The 23168-nt window shown below is 49.2% G+C and carries 20 protein-coding genes and 1 pseudogene; all 21 read right to left on the bottom strand.

Annotation, left to right across the window (positions count from 1 at the left end; all coding sequences use genetic code 11):
* Positions 1-88: 88 nt before the first annotated feature.
* Positions 89-1693 carry an ArnT family glycosyltransferase gene (locus tag DESPR_RS01690; protein ID WP_015723076.1) on the bottom strand — a complete coding sequence of 535 codons (1605 nt, stop codon included), beginning with the start codon at positions 1691-1693 and terminating at the stop codon, positions 89-91.
* 206 nt (positions 1694-1899) lie between these two features.
* Positions 1900-2988, bottom strand: a complete 1089-nt coding sequence (locus tag DESPR_RS01685) for a lysylphosphatidylglycerol synthase transmembrane domain-containing protein (RefSeq protein WP_015723075.1) — start codon at positions 2986-2988, stop codon at positions 1900-1902.
* 3 nt (positions 2989-2991) lie between these two features.
* Positions 2992-3741, bottom strand: a complete 750-nt coding sequence (locus DESPR_RS01680; protein ID WP_015723074.1) for a glycosyltransferase family 2 protein — start codon at positions 3739-3741, stop codon at positions 2992-2994.
* Complete coding sequence (locus tag DESPR_RS01675) at positions 3738-4835, bottom strand: ATP-grasp domain-containing protein (protein WP_015723073.1); 1098 nt, start codon at positions 4833-4835, stop codon at positions 3738-3740. Before DESPR_RS01675 ends, DESPR_RS01680 begins: the two co-directional genes overlap by 4 nt.
* Positions 4836-4926: 91 nt before the next feature.
* On the bottom strand, positions 4927-6132 hold the full coding sequence (locus tag DESPR_RS01670; protein ID WP_015723072.1) for an FAD-dependent oxidoreductase: 1206 nt from the start codon (positions 6130-6132) through the stop codon (positions 4927-4929).
* Positions 6122-7096 (bottom strand): glycosyltransferase, encoded by a 975-nt coding sequence (locus tag DESPR_RS01665; protein WP_015723071.1) that lies wholly within the window; start codon positions 7094-7096, stop codon positions 6122-6124. Before DESPR_RS01665 ends, DESPR_RS01670 begins: the two co-directional genes overlap by 11 nt.
* Positions 7097-7178: 82 nt before the next feature.
* Positions 7179-8309 carry a DegT/DnrJ/EryC1/StrS family aminotransferase gene (locus tag DESPR_RS01660; RefSeq protein WP_015723070.1) on the bottom strand — a complete coding sequence of 377 codons (1131 nt, stop codon included), beginning with the start codon at positions 8307-8309 and terminating at the stop codon, positions 7179-7181.
* On the bottom strand, positions 8306-8977 hold the full coding sequence (locus tag DESPR_RS01655; protein ID WP_015723069.1) for an HAD family hydrolase: 672 nt from the start codon (positions 8975-8977) through the stop codon (positions 8306-8308). Before DESPR_RS01655 ends, DESPR_RS01660 begins: the two co-directional genes overlap by 4 nt.
* A complete protein-coding gene (locus DESPR_RS01650; protein ID WP_015723068.1) occupies positions 8974-10056 on the bottom strand; it encodes a GNAT family N-acetyltransferase in 1083 nt (360 codons plus the stop codon). The genes DESPR_RS01655 and DESPR_RS01650 overlap by 4 nt, the downstream gene beginning before the upstream one ends.
* A gap of 38 nt (positions 10057-10094) precedes the next feature.
* Positions 10095-11231, bottom strand: coding sequence for a glycosyltransferase (locus DESPR_RS01645; RefSeq protein ID WP_015723067.1), 1137 nt, complete (start codon positions 11229-11231; stop codon positions 10095-10097).
* A 7-nt stretch (positions 11232-11238) separates the two neighbouring features.
* On the bottom strand, positions 11239-12249 hold the full coding sequence (locus DESPR_RS01640) for a glycosyltransferase (RefSeq protein ID WP_015723066.1): 1011 nt from the start codon (positions 12247-12249) through the stop codon (positions 11239-11241).
* Positions 12224-13426 carry a glycosyltransferase family 4 protein gene (locus tag DESPR_RS01635; RefSeq protein ID WP_015723065.1) on the bottom strand — a complete coding sequence of 401 codons (1203 nt, stop codon included), beginning with the start codon at positions 13424-13426 and terminating at the stop codon, positions 12224-12226. Before DESPR_RS01635 ends, DESPR_RS01640 begins: the two co-directional genes overlap by 26 nt.
* Positions 13423-13938 (bottom strand): serine O-acetyltransferase, encoded by a 516-nt coding sequence (locus DESPR_RS01630; RefSeq protein WP_015723064.1) that lies wholly within the window; start codon positions 13936-13938, stop codon positions 13423-13425. Before DESPR_RS01630 ends, DESPR_RS01635 begins: the two co-directional genes overlap by 4 nt.
* Positions 13931-15820: an asparagine synthase (glutamine-hydrolyzing) gene (gene asnB / locus DESPR_RS01625; protein WP_015723063.1), complete on the bottom strand. Its 1890-nt coding sequence runs from the start codon at positions 15818-15820 to the stop codon at positions 13931-13933. Before asnB ends, DESPR_RS01630 begins: the two co-directional genes overlap by 8 nt.
* 335 nt (positions 15821-16155) lie before the next feature.
* Entirely contained in the window at positions 16156-17172 is a 1017-nt protein-coding gene (locus DESPR_RS01620; RefSeq protein ID WP_015722803.1) for an IS5 family transposase, read from the bottom strand.
* A gap of 121 nt (positions 17173-17293) precedes the next feature.
* Positions 17294-19570: a glycosyltransferase family 2 protein gene (locus DESPR_RS17640; RefSeq protein WP_015723062.1), complete on the bottom strand. Its 2277-nt coding sequence runs from the start codon at positions 19568-19570 to the stop codon at positions 17294-17296.
* A 1-nt stretch (position 19571) separates the two neighbouring features.
* On the bottom strand, positions 19572-20612 hold the full coding sequence (locus DESPR_RS17635) for a FemAB family XrtA/PEP-CTERM system-associated protein (protein ID WP_015723061.1): 1041 nt from the start codon (positions 20610-20612) through the stop codon (positions 19572-19574).
* A gap of 99 nt (positions 20613-20711) precedes the next feature.
* The gene (locus tag DESPR_RS19350) at positions 20712-21017 is read right to left on the bottom strand and encodes a DUF3473 domain-containing protein (RefSeq protein WP_218918267.1); all 306 of its coding nucleotides are present in this window, start codon (positions 21015-21017) and stop codon (positions 20712-20714) included.
* Positions 21001-21531: pseudogene (locus DESPR_RS18865) on the bottom strand (polysaccharide deacetylase family protein); the annotation flags it as partial. The pseudogene DESPR_RS18865 and the gene DESPR_RS19350, both read right to left, overlap by 17 nt.
* Positions 21532-21597: 66 nt before the next feature.
* On the bottom strand, positions 21598-22440 hold the full coding sequence (locus tag DESPR_RS01605) for an exosortase/archaeosortase family protein (protein WP_015723060.1): 843 nt from the start codon (positions 22438-22440) through the stop codon (positions 21598-21600).
* Between the two features lie 2 nt (positions 22441-22442).
* The gene (locus DESPR_RS01600; protein ID WP_015723059.1) at positions 22443-23120 is read right to left on the bottom strand and encodes an exosortase C-terminal domain/associated protein EpsI; all 678 of its coding nucleotides are present in this window, start codon (positions 23118-23120) and stop codon (positions 22443-22445) included.
* Between the last annotated feature and the right edge of the window lie 48 nt (positions 23121-23168).

The raw sequence follows: 23168 nt of genomic DNA, 5'->3' as shown, positions 1-23168 counted from the left end.
GGAGAGTTCGGCCAAAAGGTAGCCAACCTGTACGGGATAATGCTGCAGCGGTGAAGCACCCTTGTTGGTGCAGTGGATGTCAATGGTTTCAGTCATGGCCGGAAAAGCTAGTAGTGGTTTGTCTGAATGTATATACGTGGACATCCGGGGAAACGCATACTCTCTTGGAGAAAAATTCAGGCAGAGCGTCGAGCAAGCGGACTTGCTGTAAGAGGCGGCAAGAAAGGGAAGATTCGGTGTGCAACACCTTCCATAACACATAACGCTCTGCCGGCCAGTGCATGGGTCCCGTCCAATCTGGTTGGATGCGATGAAGATAGGGAATGTAAAAGAGATATGCCTGATCGCTTAAGCCTTGGACTGGTAAAATTGGATTATCGCTGTACCGATAGGACGTTATTTTCTCCGACTCTGTCGCACCACCGACCTTCAGGCGTAACGCAGGAGCCAACGCTTCTGGAAGCAGGTACTTTGCGGCAGGAGTTGCATGTATAAACGCATGGATCTCTGTCAAGCCGATGGAGTTTTTATTGACAATGCACCCAAGGGCAAAAAGCGAGAGGATTAAATTAATGACCAGCGTGAAAATCGCAAATTTTTTCCATAGCTTCCCCGATCGGAAAACATGATCTACCATGACGCCGAAAAGCAGAGCGAACAACGGCATGACAATCAAATAATATCGCTCATCCCGCTCCAACGGCTTGGTAAAGCCGATCACTGGGGCATAAATAAAAAAAAGGAGAACAGCGAGAGCGAGAATGGCCAACCACAGTACCTTCCCGTCCTCCTTTCGCTGGTCGGTGTATTGCCGTTCCCATAGGAAGGCAAAAGGGGCAGCAATGAGAACAAGAGGAATCAGCAACGGCGCCATCCAGTAGGTGGCAAAAAGTAGGATGGGGCCGTCCCAGAAGTAACTGTGGAACCGGGGAATGAAAGGATATTGATGTGGTGTCAGCACCTGGGTTTTTTGGGTGAGTATTTGAAAACGGGCAAACAAGTTATCCGTCAAAAACCAAAATAAGAGCATCTCACATGCTAGGACCAGTGCGAATCCAATGCCGAACAGCACCACTGACTTGCAGTAGGCAACCTTGTTTTTCGCGGGCACAAAAAGAAGTGGCACGATGATGAAGAGCAGGATCGATGTTTCGCGGATGCAATATCCCAAGCCGAGAGAAATTCCGGCCAGAAGCGGAGCCCATACGGAGAATTTTGTTGAGCCAGATACCAAAAACAGCAGATACAACGAAAGAAAACTGAAAAAGACCACCGGACCATCCGGGTACATGATTCCTGCATAATGAACATCCAGGGGCAAAAGGGCGTAGGATGCAAGGGCAATCAAGGCCGGAGCGGGGCCGAACAGGTTGAAACCGGAGAAATAGATCAGAACCATGGTTGCGGCGGAAAGGACCAGGGGATAGATCATTGAAGCGGCCTCGGATACGCCGGCAAACTTCATCACGCCCCAGAGCGGAAAGACCATTCCTGTTCGCGCACCCCAATGGCCTGCAGTGGTAATCGTTTCGCCCACATCCTTTCCAGCAAGAAGCTTTTCGACAACCGAAAAATAGATCATATCATCGGCAGCAGAAGGACCTTGATAGAAAAGGATGCGCAAACCGAGAGCAGCGCAGAGAAAAAGTGAAAAAAGAATATGGAACTTTAAATCAATATGAAAAAAATGCATAAACTACATAGTATTCTTTGTTTTTTATTTATATTATCAAAACAATTCAATTGAATTTTAGCTAACATTTTTTTCTTGTATTTGTCGTTAAAAAAAATCGGTGCAATTGACCTTTTAATCTTCGAATTAACTGTTTCTTTACTACACGAGGTTTGTTTTTTTATATTTCCACGAGACTATCAACGTCTCTTTGCCTGCTTTGTATATCATTCGTAATGCGATGAAGATTTTTGAACAAGCATGTTTCGCCAATTAAATTCGGTTAACAAGGCGGAAACTACGCCGAGTACGATAAAAGTGCCAATTTGCACCACATGGTTGAGCAAAGTATATCCTGCTGCATCGGTTGTGTTGATCCCAAACACACTCAGCGCAAAAATACCCCCCGCCTCCCATACCCCCCAAAAACCTGGAGCCGATGGCAACGCGACAAAAAAACCGATGAAAATGGTCATCGCACTGATTTCTGCATAACTCAGGCCACTCATTCGAGGACAGCCAAAGGTCAGCAGATAGTTTGCAAAAATCACCAGGCCCCAAATAGCCAAGGAATAAAAAACGCACAGCGCAAGCCTTCTCGCCGAACGTAGCAATGAAAAACCAGAGGCAATATTGTCCAAAAATGTTTCGGCCAAGTGGCAGGCTTTACGCCAACGCGACTGTGCATGTGGAGAGGAGGCAAACAACGACATGGAAGAAAGGCGATGAAGAATCCCTTTGATCCAATTCTTTGTTGCCTGGATGGTGACGAGGTTGATGCACAGGAGCAATAAAACACAAAGAATCATCATCTTGCCTGCGAGATTATGCAGGGTTCCTGTACTTAATTCGTACCCGGCAAAGGAAGTGCTTTGGGAAGGGGCAAGCCGTACCAGAGGAATGACACAGGTAAAGAGCAACAGCAAGGTGATCAGGTCGAAAATTCGCTCGGCCACAACAGCCGCCAACCCTGTACTCAAGGGAACCTTTTTATTCTTTTTCAGTAGGACAGGAAGAATTATTTCTCCGAGTCTGCCGGGTACTATGCAGTTGGCCAAATAACCGATAGCAAGGGGATGATACACCGGGGAAAACGAGAGAGGATGCGATGCAGAGATAATAAGACGCAAACGTTCCGCTCGGATAAAAAAAGCGCCTAATATCACCATTAGGGAAGGAGCTATCCAGCCAATCTCAACCTGGCGGAGATAGAGGATTAATTCCCGCAAAGGAACATTCCGGAATGCCAGGTAAAACAAGGCCGCCGACAGGGCTATCCCCATGAAGGTGGAGAAAAACATTCTGGCGGAACCCAATTATCAAATCCTCTCGTCCAAACTGTAGCCGTCAAGGCGGGCTATGAGCCAGGGTTTCAACATGTCATACCAACCCTTGAAGGGGACGATCTTGCTGTAGGGAACACCTTTTTGAGGATAACGCATGGTTATGGGGACCTCATGCCATCGTATAGTTTCTGACAGCAGGACCTTGGCATAGAGATAGCTTTCAAAGCCGTAAGCGTACATCCACGGTTTGTGCCAGTCAAAATTGGCCTTGCGGATGATATCGAGTGAAAAGGCCCGATAACCGCAGGTTGCGTCAGTCAGGCGCGCTCCGGTAAGAAAATGAACGTAGTGGTTGACGAACGGGATCATGGTCCGTCGAAAAGCTGGAAGATTTGGCGAGGCGCCCCCCTGCAGAAAACGGCTACCGGTGGCATAGTCCACTTCTCCCCGCATCACCGGCCCGAGTAGGCGAGGCATCTCCGACGGGAGCATCTTGCCGTTGGCTGCCATAGTCCCGAAAAAAGAGTACCCATGTTCAAGCGCCCAATCAAGCGCCTTCATGTAGCAATAGCCGAGTCCCATCCTTTTTTCATTGGTCAACCAAGAGTAACCATAATCGGCGAGAACCTGTTCCGATCCGTCGGTCGAACCGTCGTTGACAAATATAAAGGTGTCGCAGGGAACATTCGCCACCCTTATCTCGTCGAGGACCTGGGGAAGTTCGCGAACCTGGTTGAAAACAGGAACAAAATAGGCGCTCTTGTTGGTTCCGATGCTCTTCATGGTGTTTTCGTGTTGCCGATGCGGTTCAGACGGCGTTGCAGGCGTTCCTCGTGTTTTTCCACTTCCTCGAGGGTGGAAAGCTTGGGCAGAAAGTCCAGGCCGCGTATCCATACCAAGTTTTCGGGCAATGGATTGATTTTCTTTTCAAAAAATGGCGCGCTCCCCCCCAGGGCTATGGAGGTGAAGATGTGCGGCATGTTTAAGCCCGCCTCGCTGAAGAAATGATGAGTGGTGAAAAAACGGCCGATGTTGATTTCTGTGGGATTGGGCACTCCAACTCTGTTGTAGGTCATATCGACACTGAAAATGCCGTGGGGAGAAGGATCGACAGCTAGAATTGTCTGCTGGGCGATGCGATCGACATTGGGGTCGGAAATGGTCACCCCGGCACCGGTAAGTCCGGTGACGCCGGATGGTGCCCTGTTGCCGAACTCCCAGTAAAGCCGTTTGCGCGTCTGGGCGACGACCAGCACCCCTTTGTGCCAGATCGACTGCCAAGTGACCATTGACGTGGGGTCGAGCATCTCGGCGGCGGTAAAACTCCCCCAACCCTTACGAACGTCGATCCACAACTTTGCTTCCTCGAAACTTTCAGCCGGCAAAGAGCCCTTGCCAAAAGCTCCCTTGTCTTCCCTGATCCACACCGGGGATCCATATTGGTCAAAGGCTCGTCGCAGGTCGTCCGGTGTATGCAGGTAATGGGTAGCCGGTACGGTCAGTCCTGCCTGCAGCCATTTTTCATAGGAGCGAAATTTACTCAGACAGATTTCGATGGTTTCATGATCCGGCAGAAAATACTTTATTCCGAGACGGTCAAAGTCGTCTCGCATGGCCGAAAGACGGTGAACCTCCACATCGGTTTGGGTGTGGATCATATCGGGTTTCGCTTCCTCGATGATTTCGAGAAGAATATTCCGATAGTGAGGGCTGGAGGCCAGGGGGATCAGATGCTTCTCGTCAGCCTCGGAACGTTCGAGATAATATTTATCTGCGTCACAACCAATAAAAAAGTAATCGGATGCAGCCTTGCGAAGGGAGCGCATGAAACCCAAGGCCGCAGAACCGCCGGCACTGGTCAGTAATATTTTTTTCATTGGAGTCTTTCCTGTCGGTTCTGGTTGTCGAGGTTGTCGTTCTCGCCAAAGACTGCAACAACGACGTTTCGAGCTTCGTAACGCGCTGGTTTCACGATACGTGATTTCCGGATTTCTGACTTTTTACGAGGCCATCATTTTTCAGATAGCGCAGCAAACCCTTAGGAGAATATCCGGCGTACTCCTTGATTTCACCTATCATTTCAAGAACATCGTAAATGTTGTCAATTTTTCCGCCCATGACGGTTGAAAAATTTTTCAGACCATGATCCCTGCGGAACAGAATTGGTCGCCCATCATCAATTTCGTTTTGAACAAGGACGGTTTTCACCTCAAAAAGGGACTTTTTATACCTGACTTCGCCGATCAGCGGCATATAGCGGGCCGCATCCTTGACCATGAAGGGAAAATGGGTTTTCAGGTCAGCCGTACGTAATAATTGATGACCATCAATGCATTGTTCCATGTCGCGCCACTCGTAATGGGGCGTATAGCGTACGTGGGGAAAGGAATGCAGGTTCAGCGAAGGGTAGGGCATCAAGGAAAAAAAAGGCCCATCCATGACGGTGATGCCCACATTTTTCAGTTCCTCTGGCATCTCCACCAGCGGCATTTCTGTCAATTCGTGTTTCAGGGACAACAGAGGGAGGCCTGAATTTTTCAACAGTGTATTGATCCGGGAGTATGTGCAGTTAAAGACCTTGCCAGCCGTGAACCGCAGACCATTGGAGAGCAGGATATCGACGAAGCCCTCTTGGTTTCCAGCCACTTTGTGGACCTCTGTCTCCATGCTGAGTTCGATCCCAGCCCTGTCCAATCGTTCGCGAAGAATCTCCCGTAACTTGGCGGCATCAAATGCCACTTCCCGAACCAGGAAAACCTCTTCGATCGTATCGGCGTTGAACAATTTTGTATATCGCACCGGAGCGATCTCTATGGGGGCACCGATTCTTTTAAACGTTTCATGAAACTGAAAGGCGTTTACCTTTGATCCCCGTCGCGCAATGGCGTACAGCTTCACGAATTCATCATAAATGCATCCTTTGAAATCAAGGAGAAAACGAGGGAAGTTGACAAATGACCTGATTGCCGTTACCAAACTCCGGGGATAGTGATAGCCGGTGTGCACCCTGGCCTGGTTGATTGCCGAGGCTCGCAGCAGCAGGTCTTTTTCTTTGTCGACAAGAAGAATCCTGTCGCAGAAATTTCGGAGGACCAAGGCAATACAACAGCCGTAGAATCCGCCACCGATGATTATTGCGTCAAAGCGGCTTTCTGTCCCCGATTCAGATGACATTTTTTCTCTCGATATCAGAGGGACAGACCGAACTGTTCGACTCGTCGGCGATGTAATAGAGATCACCTCCTCGAGTAGCCCGCAATACTCTCGCCAGATATTCTCCTATAATCGCCAGGATCAAAAAGAGAAGAAACCACATCGTGGAACCGACCACCTGCGTCGATGTCCACCCTGCGGCGATCTGATTATGATAGAGGAGATAGCCGACCAGCACGTAGAGGACATAGCAAAGATTGAGCAGGCCGGCAAAAAAACCGGTGAGTGCAGCCAGCCTGATCAGTTTTTCTGAATTGGAGACGATCGCCTCGATGGCAAAGGCAAACGCACTGAAATAATTCTGGTTGGGTCTATAATATCGGCGGTTGATCGATGAGCTGGGAATCGAAATCCGCTTGAAGCCTATTTCCAACAGTAAAAACTTGAGATAGCGGTTACGGTCTTTGATTCGAGTGATGGAATTGACTGCCCGGCGACTGAGCACAATGAACTTTGAGAAACTTGGGGAGACATCGTAACCAGTCAGATATTTGCTTATCATGAAAAAAATCTTCGACCCCACTCGATCGATAATACCTTTATCCGCATCACCTTTACTTTCGGCAATGACCACATCGTAGCCGGATTGCGACTTGGCGATCATCTGGGGAATCTGTTGTGGAGGATCGAAACAGGGATCAATCAGGGTCACGAAATCCCCAATACAATTTTCCAGCGCTGCAATGTATGTAATTTCCTCACTGTACTGGCGGGAAAGAACGATCAGTCGAACATTACGCACCTCTTTCTGCAGCCCCTGGATCTTTTCTACCGTGGAATCAGTGGAGCCGTTATCGACCAGCACGATTTCGTAATTGGAGTAGAACCGGCTTAAAGTTTCGGTCAAGTCGTCAATAAATTCCTTGATTATGTCGGCATGATTCCTGACTACCGCCACCACAGATATCAGATTATCAACATTCATTCCTCTCTCCATGCGGCCGGCAAATGTCCGGCTTCGCTTCCGAAAACCGTTTTGATTTTTTCATCCGGTCAAGAATTGTTCGCTATCCTTCATTGTAAATGAAGCGAAGAGCGTCACAAACGGCAACGATTTCAAGTTCTTTCAATTCCGGATACATGGGCAGGCTCAATACTTCTCGTGCCAGAAGAGAGGCAACCGGGAAATCGTCCGGTGTATATCCGAGATCGGCATGGGCAGGAAGATTCGGCAATGCGGTCGGATAATGGACAACAGTGGGAATACCCTCCTCGGCAAGCCGAGCCATAACCTGTTCACGATGCTGTACCCGAACGACATAGAGATGCATCACATGAGAGCCGTCCGAAGGAATGTCCGGCAGCAACAGGCCATCAATATCGCCCAACAGACGATGATAAAGCATGGCCTGCGTGCGCCGGGATTTGCTCCATTGGAGCAAAAAGGGCAGCTTGACGTTAAGCACCGCTGCCTGCAATCCATCCAGCCTGCTGTTGATTCCGGCCATCCTGTGATCGTAACGCGAGGCCTGGCCATGGTTGGCGAACATGCGCATATCCGCCGCCAGAACGGGGTCGTTGGTTGTTATCGCGCCGGCATCGCCGAAGGCCCCGAGGTTTTTACTGGGGTAGAAGCTGAAACAGCCGGCATCGCCAAGGCTTCCTGCTTTTTTCCCACGATATTCGGCCAAATGGGCTTGAGCGCAATCTTCAATCACGCGCAAGCCATAATGCCGGGCAAGATCCAGGATCGGGTCCATTGCAGCCATTCGGCCATAAAGGTGGACCGGCAATATAGCCTTGACCCTTTTCTTTTTCACCTCAATGCGTTCTTTCAGGCATGCGGCAAGTTTTTGCACATCCATGGTAAAGGTGACCGGATCACAGTCGACAAAAACGGGCCGTGCTCCGGCCATGACAATCGCTTCCGAAGTGGCGAAATAGGAATTGGCCACAGTGGCCACTTCATCGCCCTGCCCGACGCCCATGGCCTTGAGAGCAATGAAGAGGGCATCTGTGCCGTTTCCTACCCCGACACAGAATCGTGTACCGCAGGCAGCCGCGAAATTTTCCTCGAACCGGCTGACCTCCTCGCCCCCGATAAAGGCGCTGTTCTCGATGACCCTGCGTAAAGCCCCATCGATTTCGTCTTTCAGGCTAAGATATTGCCGCCGCAAGTTAACGAATTTGATGTTCATAGGTAGGTCGCTCCCGCTCGCACATGCTCGGCGAATTCTTGCAAGGATGCGACGACAAGATCAGGTGTGCGGCTCCGGAGGTACTCTTCTGTCCGGATACCATTGATCATCGCCGCGGTCTGCAGCCCCAATGCACGACCGGCCAGCAGATCAGTTTCCGTATCCCCGACAAACCAGCCGCCGTCGATTCTTGCCGTCATGCCGATGTGACGACGGAGAAGATCGGCCTTGATCTTCCATCCTGGCTCGGTTTCGTTGTAGCCAGTCAACACGGCATCAAAACATCTGTCAATCCCCAGGCTGCGGAGCTGTTCTCGTAAGGCGGTTTCGTTTCTTCGCAGGGTGATGCAGAACAAACCGGAAAAGAAGGGGCGCAGACCGGCAAGGATGGCAAAAATATCCTCTTGCAGGGTATCGACAGCAAGGTATTCATTTTGTTCGATCCGGGCAATTCGCAGGGCATTACACGGCTCAAGACCACTCTCATCCACCCCGCTGAGACGAAGAATATCCGCCTCCTTGACCCGCTGCCGTTTCAGACTCCAATATTTGGGTTGCTCCAAGGCGTTGCCGCCGAACTCTCGGACACAGTCACAATACACGCGATGATAGCGTTCTTCACAGTTGATGATCGGACCGTCGAGGTCGGTGCAGAGCAGGGTGGTCATCTGTCTTTTTTCAGGTTCTGAAGTTTTTCATAGAGAGAACTGTTGCGCACTGCTCTGATAAGTTTTGGATAGAGAGCATTGTTATAGAGAATGAGCTGTTTTTCCGGACGGTTATCATCGGTCCATTTTCTTTTGTACGCTGCGTCATACCCGAAATCGATCAGATTGACCTTTTTCTCGTCAAAAAGTCGCTCCAGAACATAGAGATGGAGAAGCATGCCGGGCGAGGCATCGAAGTATTTCGTCAGGTAGGCGGTCTCAATGGCAAAACAGGTTTTGTCCAGCACGGCTCCCAACAGATAGGCGATGGGAATGCCGTTAAGCTCGATAAAGGAGATGTCGAGAATGCCGCGCGCATGGAAATTGACCACCATGTCATGGAGGAAGCGGCGGCCTTGTTCGCTGGCAGCCAGATTCACCCCTTTTTCCCCCTGCCAACTCTCCTTGCCTATCGCCTCGACCTTGCCGATCAGGGCGGCGAGATCCGAAGTGTCGTTGTGCACCACGGTCATTTTGCCCCAGGAATTGATTCGGTTGGTTTTTTTACGGACATTTGCCCGAAAATTTTTGGAACGCCCGGAAAAGTAGTCTGCATAGGTCCCTTCGATGCGAACGACCGGATTAACAATATCCCGTTCCTCGATGTGGATATTTCGATTGTGCGCAATCCCGGCAATGGAGTTTGCGAATTCAGGAGTAAAACGGGAAAAATTGGCAAGATGCCAGCGGAATGTTTTGTTGATCGTGGCGAACAGCAGGTCCAGTACTTCCTGGTGCCGACCAGCGATGGGCAGGTCTTCAACGCCGTATCCCATGCCAAGCAGGGCGAGACGGGAGATTGGAAAACCGCTGAAATTCTCTTTACCGATATACAGGGGCACAGCTCCAATCAGGGTCTGCCCATCGTAGACCAGAAAAACGAAAATACGTGGTTCCTGAAGATAGGCCCGGATCCACTTGACCAGCCAATCATGATCGAAAAAGTAGGCCCAGGGAAAATAGTGTCGAATAAATTCATTCCACATCTCACGGATACGGCCAAAATCTTCTATATTGGTAATTGTTTCGATTCGCAGCATGGTTTAGAGCTGATTGTCCTTGCTCGCCGGTCTATTTGTCAGTGAGACTGGTGTAAAGCAACATAGTGTTCTTCATACAAACCCATCATATGTTTCAGACTGAACTTTTCCTCCACCACATGGCGGCTGCTGCGGCCCATGCGGTGGCGCAGCATATCATCCTTTGCCATGAGCTCGATTTCACTGGCCATGGCGTTGATGTCATTCACTTCACAAAGAAAGCCATTATACCCATCCTCGATGATCTTATTATTGCCCCCGACATTGGTGACCACCGCCGGAATGCCTGCCGACTGACTTTCAAGCAGAGAGATGGATGTACCCTCCGATAAAGAACTCAACACAAAGATATCGAGCATGGGGACCAGAAGATGGAGATTATACTGCATGCCAAGAAAACTCACATTTCCCTCTAAGCCTAGTTCTCTGCTCAAATTGACAAGTGTATTCTGCTCACCGCCGTCACCGATAAAAACGAGGTGGAGCGGCTTTTGCGCATTGTGATTGGCTAATGCAAACGATCGCACAAGCATCTGATAGTTTTTTACCGGTTCCAATCTACCGACAGATCCGACCACTAGGGCATTCAATGGGATGCCATGCTGTTTCCTGATCGAGGCTGCATCGCCTTCATCGCTAACAGGTTTGAATTTCTCCGTATCCACCCCATTGATGATCAGTTCGATCTTGCGCCGGGCAAATGGATAACAGCTTTCTAGGTGGATTTTAATCTCTTCCGAGACCGCCACCAGTTTGGTGGTCAAGCAAGCGGCGATAGCATTTTCAAGAGAGGCCTTAATCCCATACTCGACTGGCATGCCATGCGCCGTGTAGATCACACCGGCAACGCCGGTAAAAAGTGAGGCCAAGGCAGCATTGAAGAAACAGCCGCTGTGGGAATGCAAGACATCAACTTGTTGTTCCTTGAGCAGTTTTCTAATTTTCGCAATAAAAGAAAAATCGAACTTCCCCTTTTTTTTTATCAAATAAACTGGAATGCCACCCCGCTCCATCTCATTTTTATATTGCGAATCAACATATTGCAGGCAGAGCACAGAAACAGTGAATTTTTTTTTGTCAATGCGCCTGGACATCGCCATCACTAGCGATTCCAGCCCGCCGATATCAAGGGTCAGCACAACATGGAGGATATGAATTTTTTTGTTTGCGCGCATCTATGTCCTAACAAAATGATTTACAGAGCAATTCTTCAAGCTGAGCAACACTCTGATCGAATTTACGCTGAATGTTTGCCTTCAAAGCAATCATCTTCTGTCGTCGTTCCGTCTTTTCCCGGCCAAGTTGCTTTATCGCCGCCATCAGAGCCGCAGGTTCGTGTTCCGTGTAAATCGGTCCATCTTCAAAAAAATCCTGCAAGGCCCTAGTGCTTGACAAGATCAAAGGTTTTTCGGCGGCAAGCGCCTCATAGGCACCACAACACAGGCAGCCCTCGACGGTGGTCAGAACAATGATGCCATCAACGGTATGCAACAGTTCATCGTAGACGTCATCGGCCACATAGCCAAGAAAAGTAATATGGCGTGTGGTTGGAGGGGTTTTATATCTTTTTTTCCAGTTTCCTGTGATGTAGAGGTGAAACGGAGAGAGTTCGTTGTCCAGGGAAACCAATTCATCGAGGGGCTCATCCTCGGCAAAGGAACTGACCACCAGGAGGGGAACCTGTCCTTTGCCCTCGGCCACAAGTCCCTTCGCACACACCGATCCTGACAGCAATCGGGGGAGTTGATCGGGAATGCAGACGACCTGTTGATTGAACGGCAAGATTTCTTGACGATACAATGGATTGGTAACAATGACCACATCTGAGCCACGAAGTCCCTTTCTGAAAAAATATAAAAAAATTTTCTCGTCAAGCCCCTCAAGGCGGATATTGACGGTGTGCAGGTCAGTAACCAGGACAAATCCGTAGACTTTTTTCAATCGTGCCATCCACCAGCTTGCAAAAATGGAGGGGTTCATCACAAAACAGATATCAGGCTTTTCGCGCAGGATAATCATCCACGAGTTGAAGCACTCCGCCACAAGGCGGAAGCACCGGGGCAACCGGAGTTCCGACATGTATAGTGTGGCGTTGACCGAGCGGGCCAGGCCGATATTGCGCCGCTGCCTATTCCAGCTTATCCAAACTCTTTTTCCAGCACTCGCGTCAACGGCAACAGGTAAACTGGGCATAGAAATCTTCCATCGCGCGGACCCTTTGTAGGAAATCAAAAGATTGCATTATACGCTGCCGGCCGGCTGCGGCGTATACCTGACGCCTATTGCTGTCCTGGAGCAGGTCGAGCACTGCCCCGCTCAAGGAGGCGACATCCCCAGCGCCAGCGAGCAGGCCAGTCACTTGATCCTGTACCAATTCCGGTACCCCCCCCACATTGGTGGCCACAACAGGAACTTTCATGGCCATGGCTTCGAGTACCGTATTGGGCAAGCCTTCCGTCCGCGAGGTCATCAGAAAGAGATCCAAGGAGGCGTACACTTCTTTCAGATCCTGCCGATGACCGGTAAAGGTGATCAGTCCGCTCAAGCCCAGGGCATCGACCTGTTGGCGGGCCTCGGCCAACTCATTGCCATAGCCGTCACCGACGATCACGAAACGGATTGCCGGCAGCCTCTCTTGCACCCGGCGAGCCACCTCATAAAAAGTAGGCAGATCCTTGTCATAGGTAATACGCGCAACGGTTCCAACCAGGAGACAGGGGGCATCGATGCCCAACTCCCGGCGCAGAACCGGGGTAACGGACTGTCGGGACCAAAAGGAGGTATCGATACCATTATAGAGCACGGCGACATCTTGGCCGGAGAGGCCTCCCCGCACCAAACGAGTCTTGGTGTTTTCGGAGATGGTCAGCACTGGTTTGGCGTGCCGTTTCAATAACTGGATGATGATTTTCTTCCGAAGCAGAAAGGAGAGATAGGCATGGAAAGAAAGGAAATGCTCTCTGCCGTATTCGGCGTGGGAGTGGCAGGTGTGCATCAGGGCAAGACGGGGCATGCGCCGCTTGAGCAGATAGCCGTATAGGGAGGTTTTATCATCATGGGTGTGCACCACCTCGATCCGTTCCCGTCGAATTAGCCTCTCAAGTTCTCGTACGCATTGCAGGTCAAGAAAACACCGATCGACCAGATCCTGGTACCGGATCTTAAGCCTGGCAGCCTGGCCGGCAATCTGAAACTCCGTGTCTTGGGGCTGCCTCAAATAGCAGACCAAAACATCGACCCGTTGCCGATCATGTAAGACTGCGGAATTGAGAATAGTCTTGTCCGGGCCACCTCCTCCTTTGTAGGTGCCGCGTAGGTCCAGTACCCGCACCGGCAGGCCATTCCTCGATACTTGTCCTCTTGCTTTCATTCCTGACGTCTTTTCAAAATGATCGGCGGAGATGTGGCGGTAGAATCAGGGGGCATGTCACAGTTGACAACCGCATTGGCGCCGATCTTGCATCCATCGCCAATGGTAATTTCGCCAATGATCTTGGCACCTGCACCGATCATCACATTGTTGCCGATAGAGGCCGCGCCACCGTGCCCTCCGCGGTCACCGATGGTGACATGATGGTAGAGGGTGCAGTTGTCTCCCAGCCTGGTGGTGGGGTGGAGTATGACTCCGCCAAAATGATGAATTCGCAGGCCTTTGCCAATGTCACATTTTGCAGGGATGGAGATCCCGGTGGTGATCTCGATTGTCCGTTCGACCAGAAAGCGGACAGGTTGGGCAGGTATGTTGAGCGTATGCAACCAATGAAAAAAGCGGTACACCAAAATCGCCTGAAATCCCTGGGAAAGCAGACCGCGCGCCAAGGCGCGCCAGGATGCTTTGCCATCCCCGAGCCGGGCTATGTCGGCCTTGATGTTCTCAAACATGAACAGCACCGCCTGCAATCCACTGTTCTTGCCAGAGGGCAAAGACAAATAGGGTCCACAGGAGGGTGCCGTGGTCCTGCTTGCCGGTCTGGTGTTGCTCCCATAGTTGCTTGATGGCATGGATGTTGAAAAATGAGGCCATGGCCTCATTGTACAGAAGATACGTTTCGGCCATTGAACGCAATTCGTGGCGGAACCACTTGTTGATGGGAGATTCGAATCCGTGTTTTTTGCGCTGCAGGACCTGTGATGGCAAAACACCGCGCAACGCATTTTTCAGGATATATTTTTTTTCGCGGCCGTGCAGCTTGAACCGAGAGGGAATGCGAGCGGCAAACTCGATCACTTTTTGATCGAGAAGCGGTGATCGGACTTCCAGGGAATTGGCCATGCTCATCCTATCTACCTTGACAAGAAAGTCGCCAGGGAGCAGCAATTTAAGATCTGTGTAGAGAATAGCAGCAAGATGATCTGGCCCATGGGCCCGATTGTAATAACCAAGGATATGCCCAGCTGGATCGTAGTCCCTGACCTGTGCCAACAACTCCGGGGCAAGCAGCGTCTGCAACTGGCTGTCGCTGATAAAGGTATTGGTGACATAAAATCCCTGAGCCGGACTCAACAGGGCGGACGAACTAAGGGAGTGGAGCTTTTTCCCCACCCTGCTTCCGGAGAGCATTGAACCGGAAAATGAGGCAAGCAGGCGAAGAAGGGGAGACGGTACGTGCTGTCGAACTCTGTTTTCAAACTGATCGATGGCGTATTTTCCGTAGCCGGCAAAATTTTCGTCGCCTCCATCGCCTGACAAGGCAACGGTCACATTTTTGCGGGCCATTTGCGAAACGTAATAGGTCGGTACCATGGATGAGTCGGCAAAAGGCTCATCAAAATGCCACACCAGCTTTTTGATCACCTGAGCCGGCTCATCCTCCACATAATACTCATGGTGCCTGGCCCCCAGGGAGAAGGCAAACGTCTTGGCCTCTTCCGCCTCGTTATAGGATTTGTCCTTAAAACCGATAGTGCAGGTTATGACTGGGTCCGGCTGCAACCTGTTCATCAAGGCCACCACACCGGAGGAATCAATCCCGCCGCTCAAGAACGCCCCCAGCGGGACATCGGAAAGCAATCGGCATTGCACCGCTTCTTCTATGATCGTCAGCAACTCTTCGGTCAATTCCTCTTCACTTGCATTGCTCGTTTCGGAAAAATCAACATCCCAATACTCCTCGATATGGACCCTGCCATTTTTGAACAGCAGAAAATGCCCAGGAGCGAGTTTGTGAATATTGCTGTAAATGCTTTTTGGATGAGGGATAAAGAGATATTTAAGATAATCAACCAAGGCGGTGGGGTCAAATTTGGGCTTGATTGAAGGGATGGCAAGCAAGGATTTGATTTCCGAGGCAAAGGCGAACCTGTCACCGTCATGAAAAAAATAGAGCGGTTTTTTGCCGATACGGTCTCGAGCCGCAAATAGCTCTTTTTTTTCCTTGTCCCAAATGGCATAGGCGTACATGCCCCTGATTTTCTGCAGGCCAATCGTGCCTTCTTCCTGATAAAGCGCCAATAGAACTTCGGTGTCGGTTCTACTGCGAAAAAGATGACCTTTCTTCTCAAGCTCCTTGCGCAAGGCAGGAAAATTATAAATTTCGCCATTAAACACAATGGCGAACCGACCATCACTGCTCGACATAGGTTGCCTGCCGTCTTCGCTGAGATCGATGATCGACAGGCGACGATGACAAAGGCCGATGGCCTCGTCCAAATGGATCTCTCCCATGTCCGGACCTCGATGCAGCATGGCATCATTCATCCAGTGGAGAGTTTGATGAGGATCACTCCCTAACAAATTCCGGGTTGCCCCGGCTATTCCGCACATTTAGCCCCCCTTTCCGTACGCCACTTGACGGATTGTTCTCCGAGAAATCCTTTATAAAATCCAAGCAGTATAGCTCCATTAACCAGGCAGAAATAAAACGGAAAGGCGATGATACGAAAAGGGATATGTCTTTTAAACAAAAAACCTGACAGGGCAAACAGATAAAAGGGAATCTTGAAATTTAGCTTAGCAAGCCCCGGCACCATTCACCGACAATTTTATTCACAAAGACCATGCTCTTCTGGCTTTTAATCCGATCGGTTTTGCACCTTGGCGGTGCCTCGCTCTGTGCTCGATGGCGGTCTTTTGCCAGTTTGCCGCACTCCGGGCACACTTCACCTGCTTGCAGCCAGAAGCATCCCCATTCGGTCAATGTTATACACCAAGTTGCGCAAGCCGATCTTTGCTCGGGCTCGGGCTATGCCGATCGTGCGCAACAGTACATTCCCCGCTCGCTGCGCCTGTACACCAAAGACATGCTCGATTCGCGAACGGACCTTGGATCTGGTTCGGTTGCCCTCCTGTTCTCTGGGCGTCAAGGGACGATTGCGGCTCCCCTTGCGTTGGATGTGTTCACGAAAACCATCCTGGCCGAGGCGCTCCAATCGATCCGCGGATCGATAGGCCGAATCCGCCCAGACGTCCTTGCTCGTATTGTCGGCAAGGAGTTGCTCGAACACGTTGCTGTCGTGCAGGGCCGCATCGGTCACGGCATAGCTGCGAATCAACTTGTGCTTCACATCCACCGAGATGTGGTTCTTGTAGCCGTAATAAGACTTGCCGTTCTTCTTGGTCCAGCGCGCGTCCGCGTCTTTTCTACGCCGCTTGTTCTCGGACCAGTTCTCCGGGATGTCGCCCTCTTTGATCCGGGCATTTTCCTCCCGGCTGTTCCGCTGTTTGGGCACGCTGACAATGCTGGCATCCACGATCTGCCCTTTCATCGCCATGAAGCCGTTGTCCCGGAGATGCGCATCGAAGGTCGCAAACAGTTCCTCTACAATGCCGGCCTTGACGAGGTCTTCCCGAAAACGCCAGATGGTGGTGGCATCGGGAACCTTCTGGCTGATGTGCAGACCAAGAAAGCGCCCAAAGGAGTGCCGGTCGAGAATCTGAAACTCGGTCGCGTCATCCGACAGATTGTACAACGACTGCAGGATGAGAATCTTAAACAGCAGGATGACGTCGTACCCCTTCGGCCCGACCGTAGACTGCCGGCCCTTGTCCCTGGCCTTTTCGAGCGCAGGACGAAACATCTCCCAGTTGACCGTCTCGTTGATCTTGGCAAGTGGGTCGCCGTTCTTGTCGATTTTGTGCAATCGGTCCTGCAAATCAAAAAAGCCGGGCTGGATCATGGCTGATCTCCATCGGGTGATGGTTGGCGGATGCGGCCTTAAAACGATGAAGAATGTAACATATTTACACAAAATCAACAATTTGATAGTTAAACTTGTCGCAGGCTACTGCATTTAATTTTCAAGAAACCCAAAAGATCGTCTGGCCACAGAGAGTCGCCATAAAGAAAAACGATTGCGGTGACACAATGACTATGAGGGCATTGGAAACCAGCAGAAAAGGTAGAAAAAAAGGAACCAGCCAGCGAAGTAATTTGTGGGAAACGAAACAGAAAAAGAGCGTGCCATCCCCCATCGATGGAATACCCTCATATTGACTGAGCGCCTGAAAAGCGCCGGCCATAACCCGTGTCTTGCGGCGGAACTCGGCAAAATGGTCGCTGCTGCCCTTTTCGGTGGCCACGATCTCTGGATCGTAAATAAACTTATATCCTTGTTTAGCCACGTTCATGGAGATCACAAAGTCATCGAGAATGATATTGGCGGATGGTGGAACGAAAAGGGCACGACGGATAGCGTACAACCCCCCGTCTGCACCAATAATCGAACCGATTTGCGATTCCTTGAGCTGAATCCAGCGTTCAATGGCATAGTACTGCGATTCAGATGCACCAAAAGTGGTGTCATGGTTCTTAAGCACAACATTGGCACTCACTCCCCCAACTTGTGCGTCCAGAAAATCTTGAGCAAACAGTTGAAGTGCCTTGGGCTGGAGCATTGTATTGGCGTCTGAAAAAACGATAATCTCTGACTCTATTAAAGGCACAGTTGCCAGCAAGGCGCCAATTTTTCCTCTTCGCTCAGGATAATCAATAATCAGAAGACGATCGTCCTCATGGAGACGTGCCAAGGCTACAGTTTGGTCGTTTGATCCGTCGGAGGCGAGAATTACTTTGAATTTATCGGCCGGATAATCTAACTCAAGACTATTGCATATTTTTTCCTCAATCACATTCTCCTCGTTATACGCACAGATAAGCAGAGTTATACTCGGGAGAACGTTGCTGTAATTTTTTTTCGTTGTGTCTTTGCTCTTCATAAGGCAAAGGGCCAAAGGATATCCGAAATAAACATAGAGGGGCACTGTGAGGGAGAGGAAAAAAAGAATATACAGGGATATCAGGCTCCAATCCGTGGCCTGCTCAAAGAGGGAGAAACCGAGAATCAATAGAAGGATGAGGCATACATGGACGACGATGGAAAGAGTTAAGGAGCGCCCAGGCGAGGAATCAGCTTCACGAACCGGCTGCCATGTTGTCTGAATCGATCCTTTTAAACTGCGAACTACGCCGATAAACGCCGCAATATTGACTGCAATGAAATAATAGGGAAAAGCAAAAACTGGCCAGAGCCGAGGATCACCAGAAAATATATAGCCAATGTAAGAACATGCCAAAAAGATGAGAGAAACAAGCGTTATTGCCTGGAAAAGAAAGGCGCTTTGCCAAGTGAAAAAAGAAAGAGCCACACTGGCTCCCCAGAACGATGCGAGGAACAGGGGGGCGAACCATCGAAGCAGTTTATGGGAGATGATCTGAATGCTGTAAAAACCCGTGCGTAACGGATTCATTACGGCCTTAACACGCATCAATCCACTGAAACTGCGATTAACAATCCTGATTTTACGTCCAATCTCTTTGTCAAATCTGCCGGAAGTTTCTTCCTCACAGATTGCGTTTGGTTCATAAACACCTCTGTATCCTTGAATGATAATTTGAAGGGGGTTGACAAAATCGTTAATATCGGTTGGGAGCAATTCTTTGTAAAGAACTCGTCGAATCGCGTAAATTGCTCCGTCACCGCCCACGATGGAGTGCAACCTGCTCTCTGCGGTCTTTAATAAAATTTCGTAACGCCAATAGGTACTTTCGCTTTTAGATGCAGCGGTTTCGGTAATATCATTATATCGGGCTTCTCCGACTACATACCCAATTCGGTGATCTGCGAAATTTGCTACCAAATTTGTTATTGCATCTTGATGAAAGATGGCATTGGCATCTGAAAAAACGACAATTTCACCAGTTGCCTCCTTCATGGCGAGATTAATTCCCATGGTTTTACCAAGCCGGCCTTCCTGGCGGATCAATTTCACACCTTGAACATCATATTGCTTGACAATTTCATCTGTTTTATCGGTAGAACCATCAGAAATAACGATGATTTCAATTTTATCCTTTGGATAATCCAACGACAGGGTATTTTTTATTTTTTTTTCTATAACTGCTTCTTCATTATAACATGAAATAATAAAAGATACAGAAGGTGTTATGCGCGCTTTTCTGATAGATTTATTGGGAAGAAGAAGAGAGAGAAAGAGAATAAATATTGGATATCCCAAATACACATAGAAAAGAATTCCTAAGGATATGCAAGCAACCCCTAATAAAATGAAAATCATTTTATAAACTGATATATTGTCTGAGTTTTGGGCCAATTAAATTAGCAATAGACAGTGGAAGCTTGCTCCACAGGTTTGCTGCTAACTGCCGATTTACGCCATGCTGTTTCAGAGATGCTGGGCTGGCATATTGGTTGATATCGACGGGTAACTTATCCCAGTGTAAGGGGTTTGGCTGAGCTCCCCATTGAGCTTTGAATCGGTATGTGCCACTATTTGGGGTTGAGCGGCCAAAGTCAAAAAGATTCGCTCCGGCTTTTATGGAGAATTGCAATAAATTCCAGTATAATAACATATTTGGGCCCAATTTGTTGTATTTGCGAATGGTTGAAGCCCAAGGGATTGCTGTGTGTGTACCGCAGAAAAGGATGATTCCGCAACCAATTGGTTTTTCGTCGAGAAATACCAATCCCATCCGACAAGAGCCACCGTAACTTTTAAGGATGGAGGCAAAAAAATATTTGGAATGGACTGGTGAGCCCAATTCGAGCATGTTTTGGCTAAACACCTGATAAAATGATTTTATATCCTCATCCCCCTCCCCGAGCCGAAACATGAGACCGTTTTTTTCAGCTTTTAATATTTGGCTGCGCAGTTTTGATCTAAAACTATTCCAAAGTTCCTTTGGATCAGCAGGCAGGGACAGAAGCATTGATACTTTGCTATTATTAAAAATTGTTGATTGATGAGATAATCTGGTTCGAAGTTCAACTGTGGTCGCTTTATATTGCGCTGCTGCTTGTTGTGCCTTGTCGAGAAGTCTGTCACGTGTGAGATAATCGTCCGCAATAGGACCGGCCACATCACAAAATGGGAGTGAAACCAATTGGTTTTGCAGAAAAAATAATTTTAACTGGAAAAGCGGAAGTATACCGCGAACTTTGCCTTGTTCTTCTGCTATTAGGTAGTGTGCTTTGTGACCATAAGCCGTTTCAACCGCTTCTTTCCAGGCCCAAAGATGATAGGGCGTTGCATCGGGGTGTGATAACGCATAGTTATCCCATTTTTTCCGATCTGTCTCAACCGCTTTATTGATGATCATAAAAATTGCTATCCAGATTCAATTAGTGCGTTTGTGATATTTACACAATTAAATTCATGCCAATTCCAATAACCATACAATAAAGATATCTTTTAAAAGTTATTGTAAAGGTATGGAGGTGAAAGCAAAATCTGTTAACAATCGCATTAGCCTGGATCTTGTTTTACCTAAATTGTTGTAGTGACGAAACCGAGATAACAATCTTGCATTATGCATGCGAGGCTGATGAGGGTCTATTTCCCATGGATGAATATAAAATATGAATGGATTTTCATCGTTGTGGTTGATTCTTTGAAGACATAAATAAGTAAACCAATAAGGAAATAGCCGAAAATACCCCCCCGGAAACTGGAATTTTTCTACCGAGCAGGATAGCCGTGGAAATCGGGTATTCGAGTAGGCCATTGGCATGCCGGTAGGCAAAACGGGGTGCGTCGGGAATGCCGTAGGTGTCGTGGTGGATGGGAAAAATCGAGGAGTCGTAGGTAAAGCCGAGCTCCTTGAGAATGTCAATTGCCCACAAGGAATTGGCGGTGATTGAATAACTGGGTGCACGATAGCCAAGCACCGGTTCTCCGATAATTTCTTCTAAAATTGCTTTTACTCTGGCGGTGTCATCTCTGAATTGCTCGGGGGAGAGGTCATACACCTTACGATGCCAGTAGCTATGACAACCGATGCTGTGTCCCCGATTATGGATATTGCGAACGAGATGAGGATATTTTTCAGCTACCCAGCCAACTATGAAAAAGGTCGCTTTGGTATCGTACTGATCCAATAACTCGAGCACATTTTCAGTATTGCGCACAACTCTATGCTCCATTCCATCCCAATCGTCGGTTCGAATAATGTCCTCAAAGGCCGAAACTTGAAAATAATCTTCAACATCAATGGTGAGATAGTTGTCGATTGAAGTCATATAGGAAGCGTATGTTATGGACGATATGAGGTCAAAAGAAGTATGCGGTAATAATAAGAAGAGTCATCATTTCTTTCTGAGCAGGAACTTATTGCTCAACATGAGCAGGCTCAGCCCGAGTACAAAAGTAAATATCCCTGAAAAATCATGAAGAAACCCCTGAGCCACTTTTCCCCCATAGATACTGGCTAAACCTGCGGTGGCAGTGAGGCGCACGATATTGGCAAACATGGCAACCGGAGCGGCCAGAAAAAATAGTACCCATTTTTTCCACTGGACAAAGTCGGTGAACCAGGCGAGGGCTGCGGCCAGGGCAAACATGGTGGTCAAGGAGCGGAGGCCCGAGCAGGCATCGACGACTTCCAAAGTCGTCTGCGCAAGGTGGAGAACATTGCCTTCACGAAAAATAGGGATACCAATCATCCTGACCACCTCTTCGGTGATCGCACTGGAAAAAAGCTGCATAGGAAAAGCGATCTTGTTCCAGATGATAGCTGGAAGCGGAACCATGAACAAAAGGTAGGCGATCGGCAGTAGCACTTTTTTCGTGATGGCCTTGCCTAAAAGGAAAAGAGTTATTCCCAGCAACACAAGAATAAGGGAAGTTCTTTGGAGAAAATATTCCGAGCCGACCCTGGCAATGTAGAGTTGACCAAGTCCTGCAACCAGGAAGGGAAGGCCCCAATTGGTCGGGAGAATTGACAGCTGGCTGAGTTCTTCTTTCATGGAATAGACCATGTAGCCGCTGATCAGGGGGATAAAAAAGCCGTGGGAATAGTTGTCGTTGGTGGACCAGTCATTGGCCAAGCTGGTCAACACGGGGAAATAGAGCCCTGCCAAAGCTGCAACCACGAGAAACAAGAGAAGAAAGGTCGAGTTCGCCCTAAAAAGAGAGGATATGGCGTGCATGGTTACCGTCCAGGAAGGAAATGTTCGAGTTCTACCATGGCGAGACCGGCGAAACGCTGTAACAGTTGCTCCGTCTGGGCGATATCCCCCTCCTGTACCGGCGCCATAAGCCGGACAAAGGTTCCGTCGCGTCGCTTCATGAAAATCGCATCCAGCACCAAGTATATTTTTTCCCAGTATTCCGAGGCAATGATCCTGCCGCGGTTTTGATACCAGTACACTACGACTTGGTATTCGTTGCCGTTGCGAATCAGCATCTCACTGACGTTTACCGCTGATCTTCCTTGAGCTGGCTGGACCTCGATGGTTTTCACCGAATCAATGCCCCAGCCCCCTCCGGGGATACAGTTTTTGGGTGAATGGTATCCACCGCCGGTGCCCACCGACTCGTAGAAAGCGGCATAAAAATTGAGCTCTCTCCCAGATGGGGTCGCATAATTGTATTCGATGTAATCGTCCACGCCGAGCATCTCAATGACCGCATCCGTGGATTTTCGACTGGAAAGAGCGTGCCATTCTCCTAGAACCACGGGAAACGTGCTCAGCGGCTGCTTGATGGGCGTCCGGACCGTGCCCGAGACCCCTTGTAGAAGAAAAAAAGTGCCCATCAAAAGAACAAGCACCAGAAGAACACGGCGCACGGAAAGCTTGTTTTTAGGAAGAGAGGAGATATCGACCATACATTGTTCCATGCAAGAGTTCTTGTACATCTACAGCGTTCCAGGACC

It is taken from the genome of Desulfobulbus propionicus DSM 2032 (genome assembly GCF_000186885.1).
Classification (GTDB): domain Bacteria; phylum Desulfobacterota; class Desulfobulbia; order Desulfobulbales; family Desulfobulbaceae; genus Desulfobulbus; species Desulfobulbus propionicus.
The sequence above is the reverse complement of the archived record's forward strand: the minus strand, read 5'-3'. Positions and strand labels throughout refer to the sequence as shown.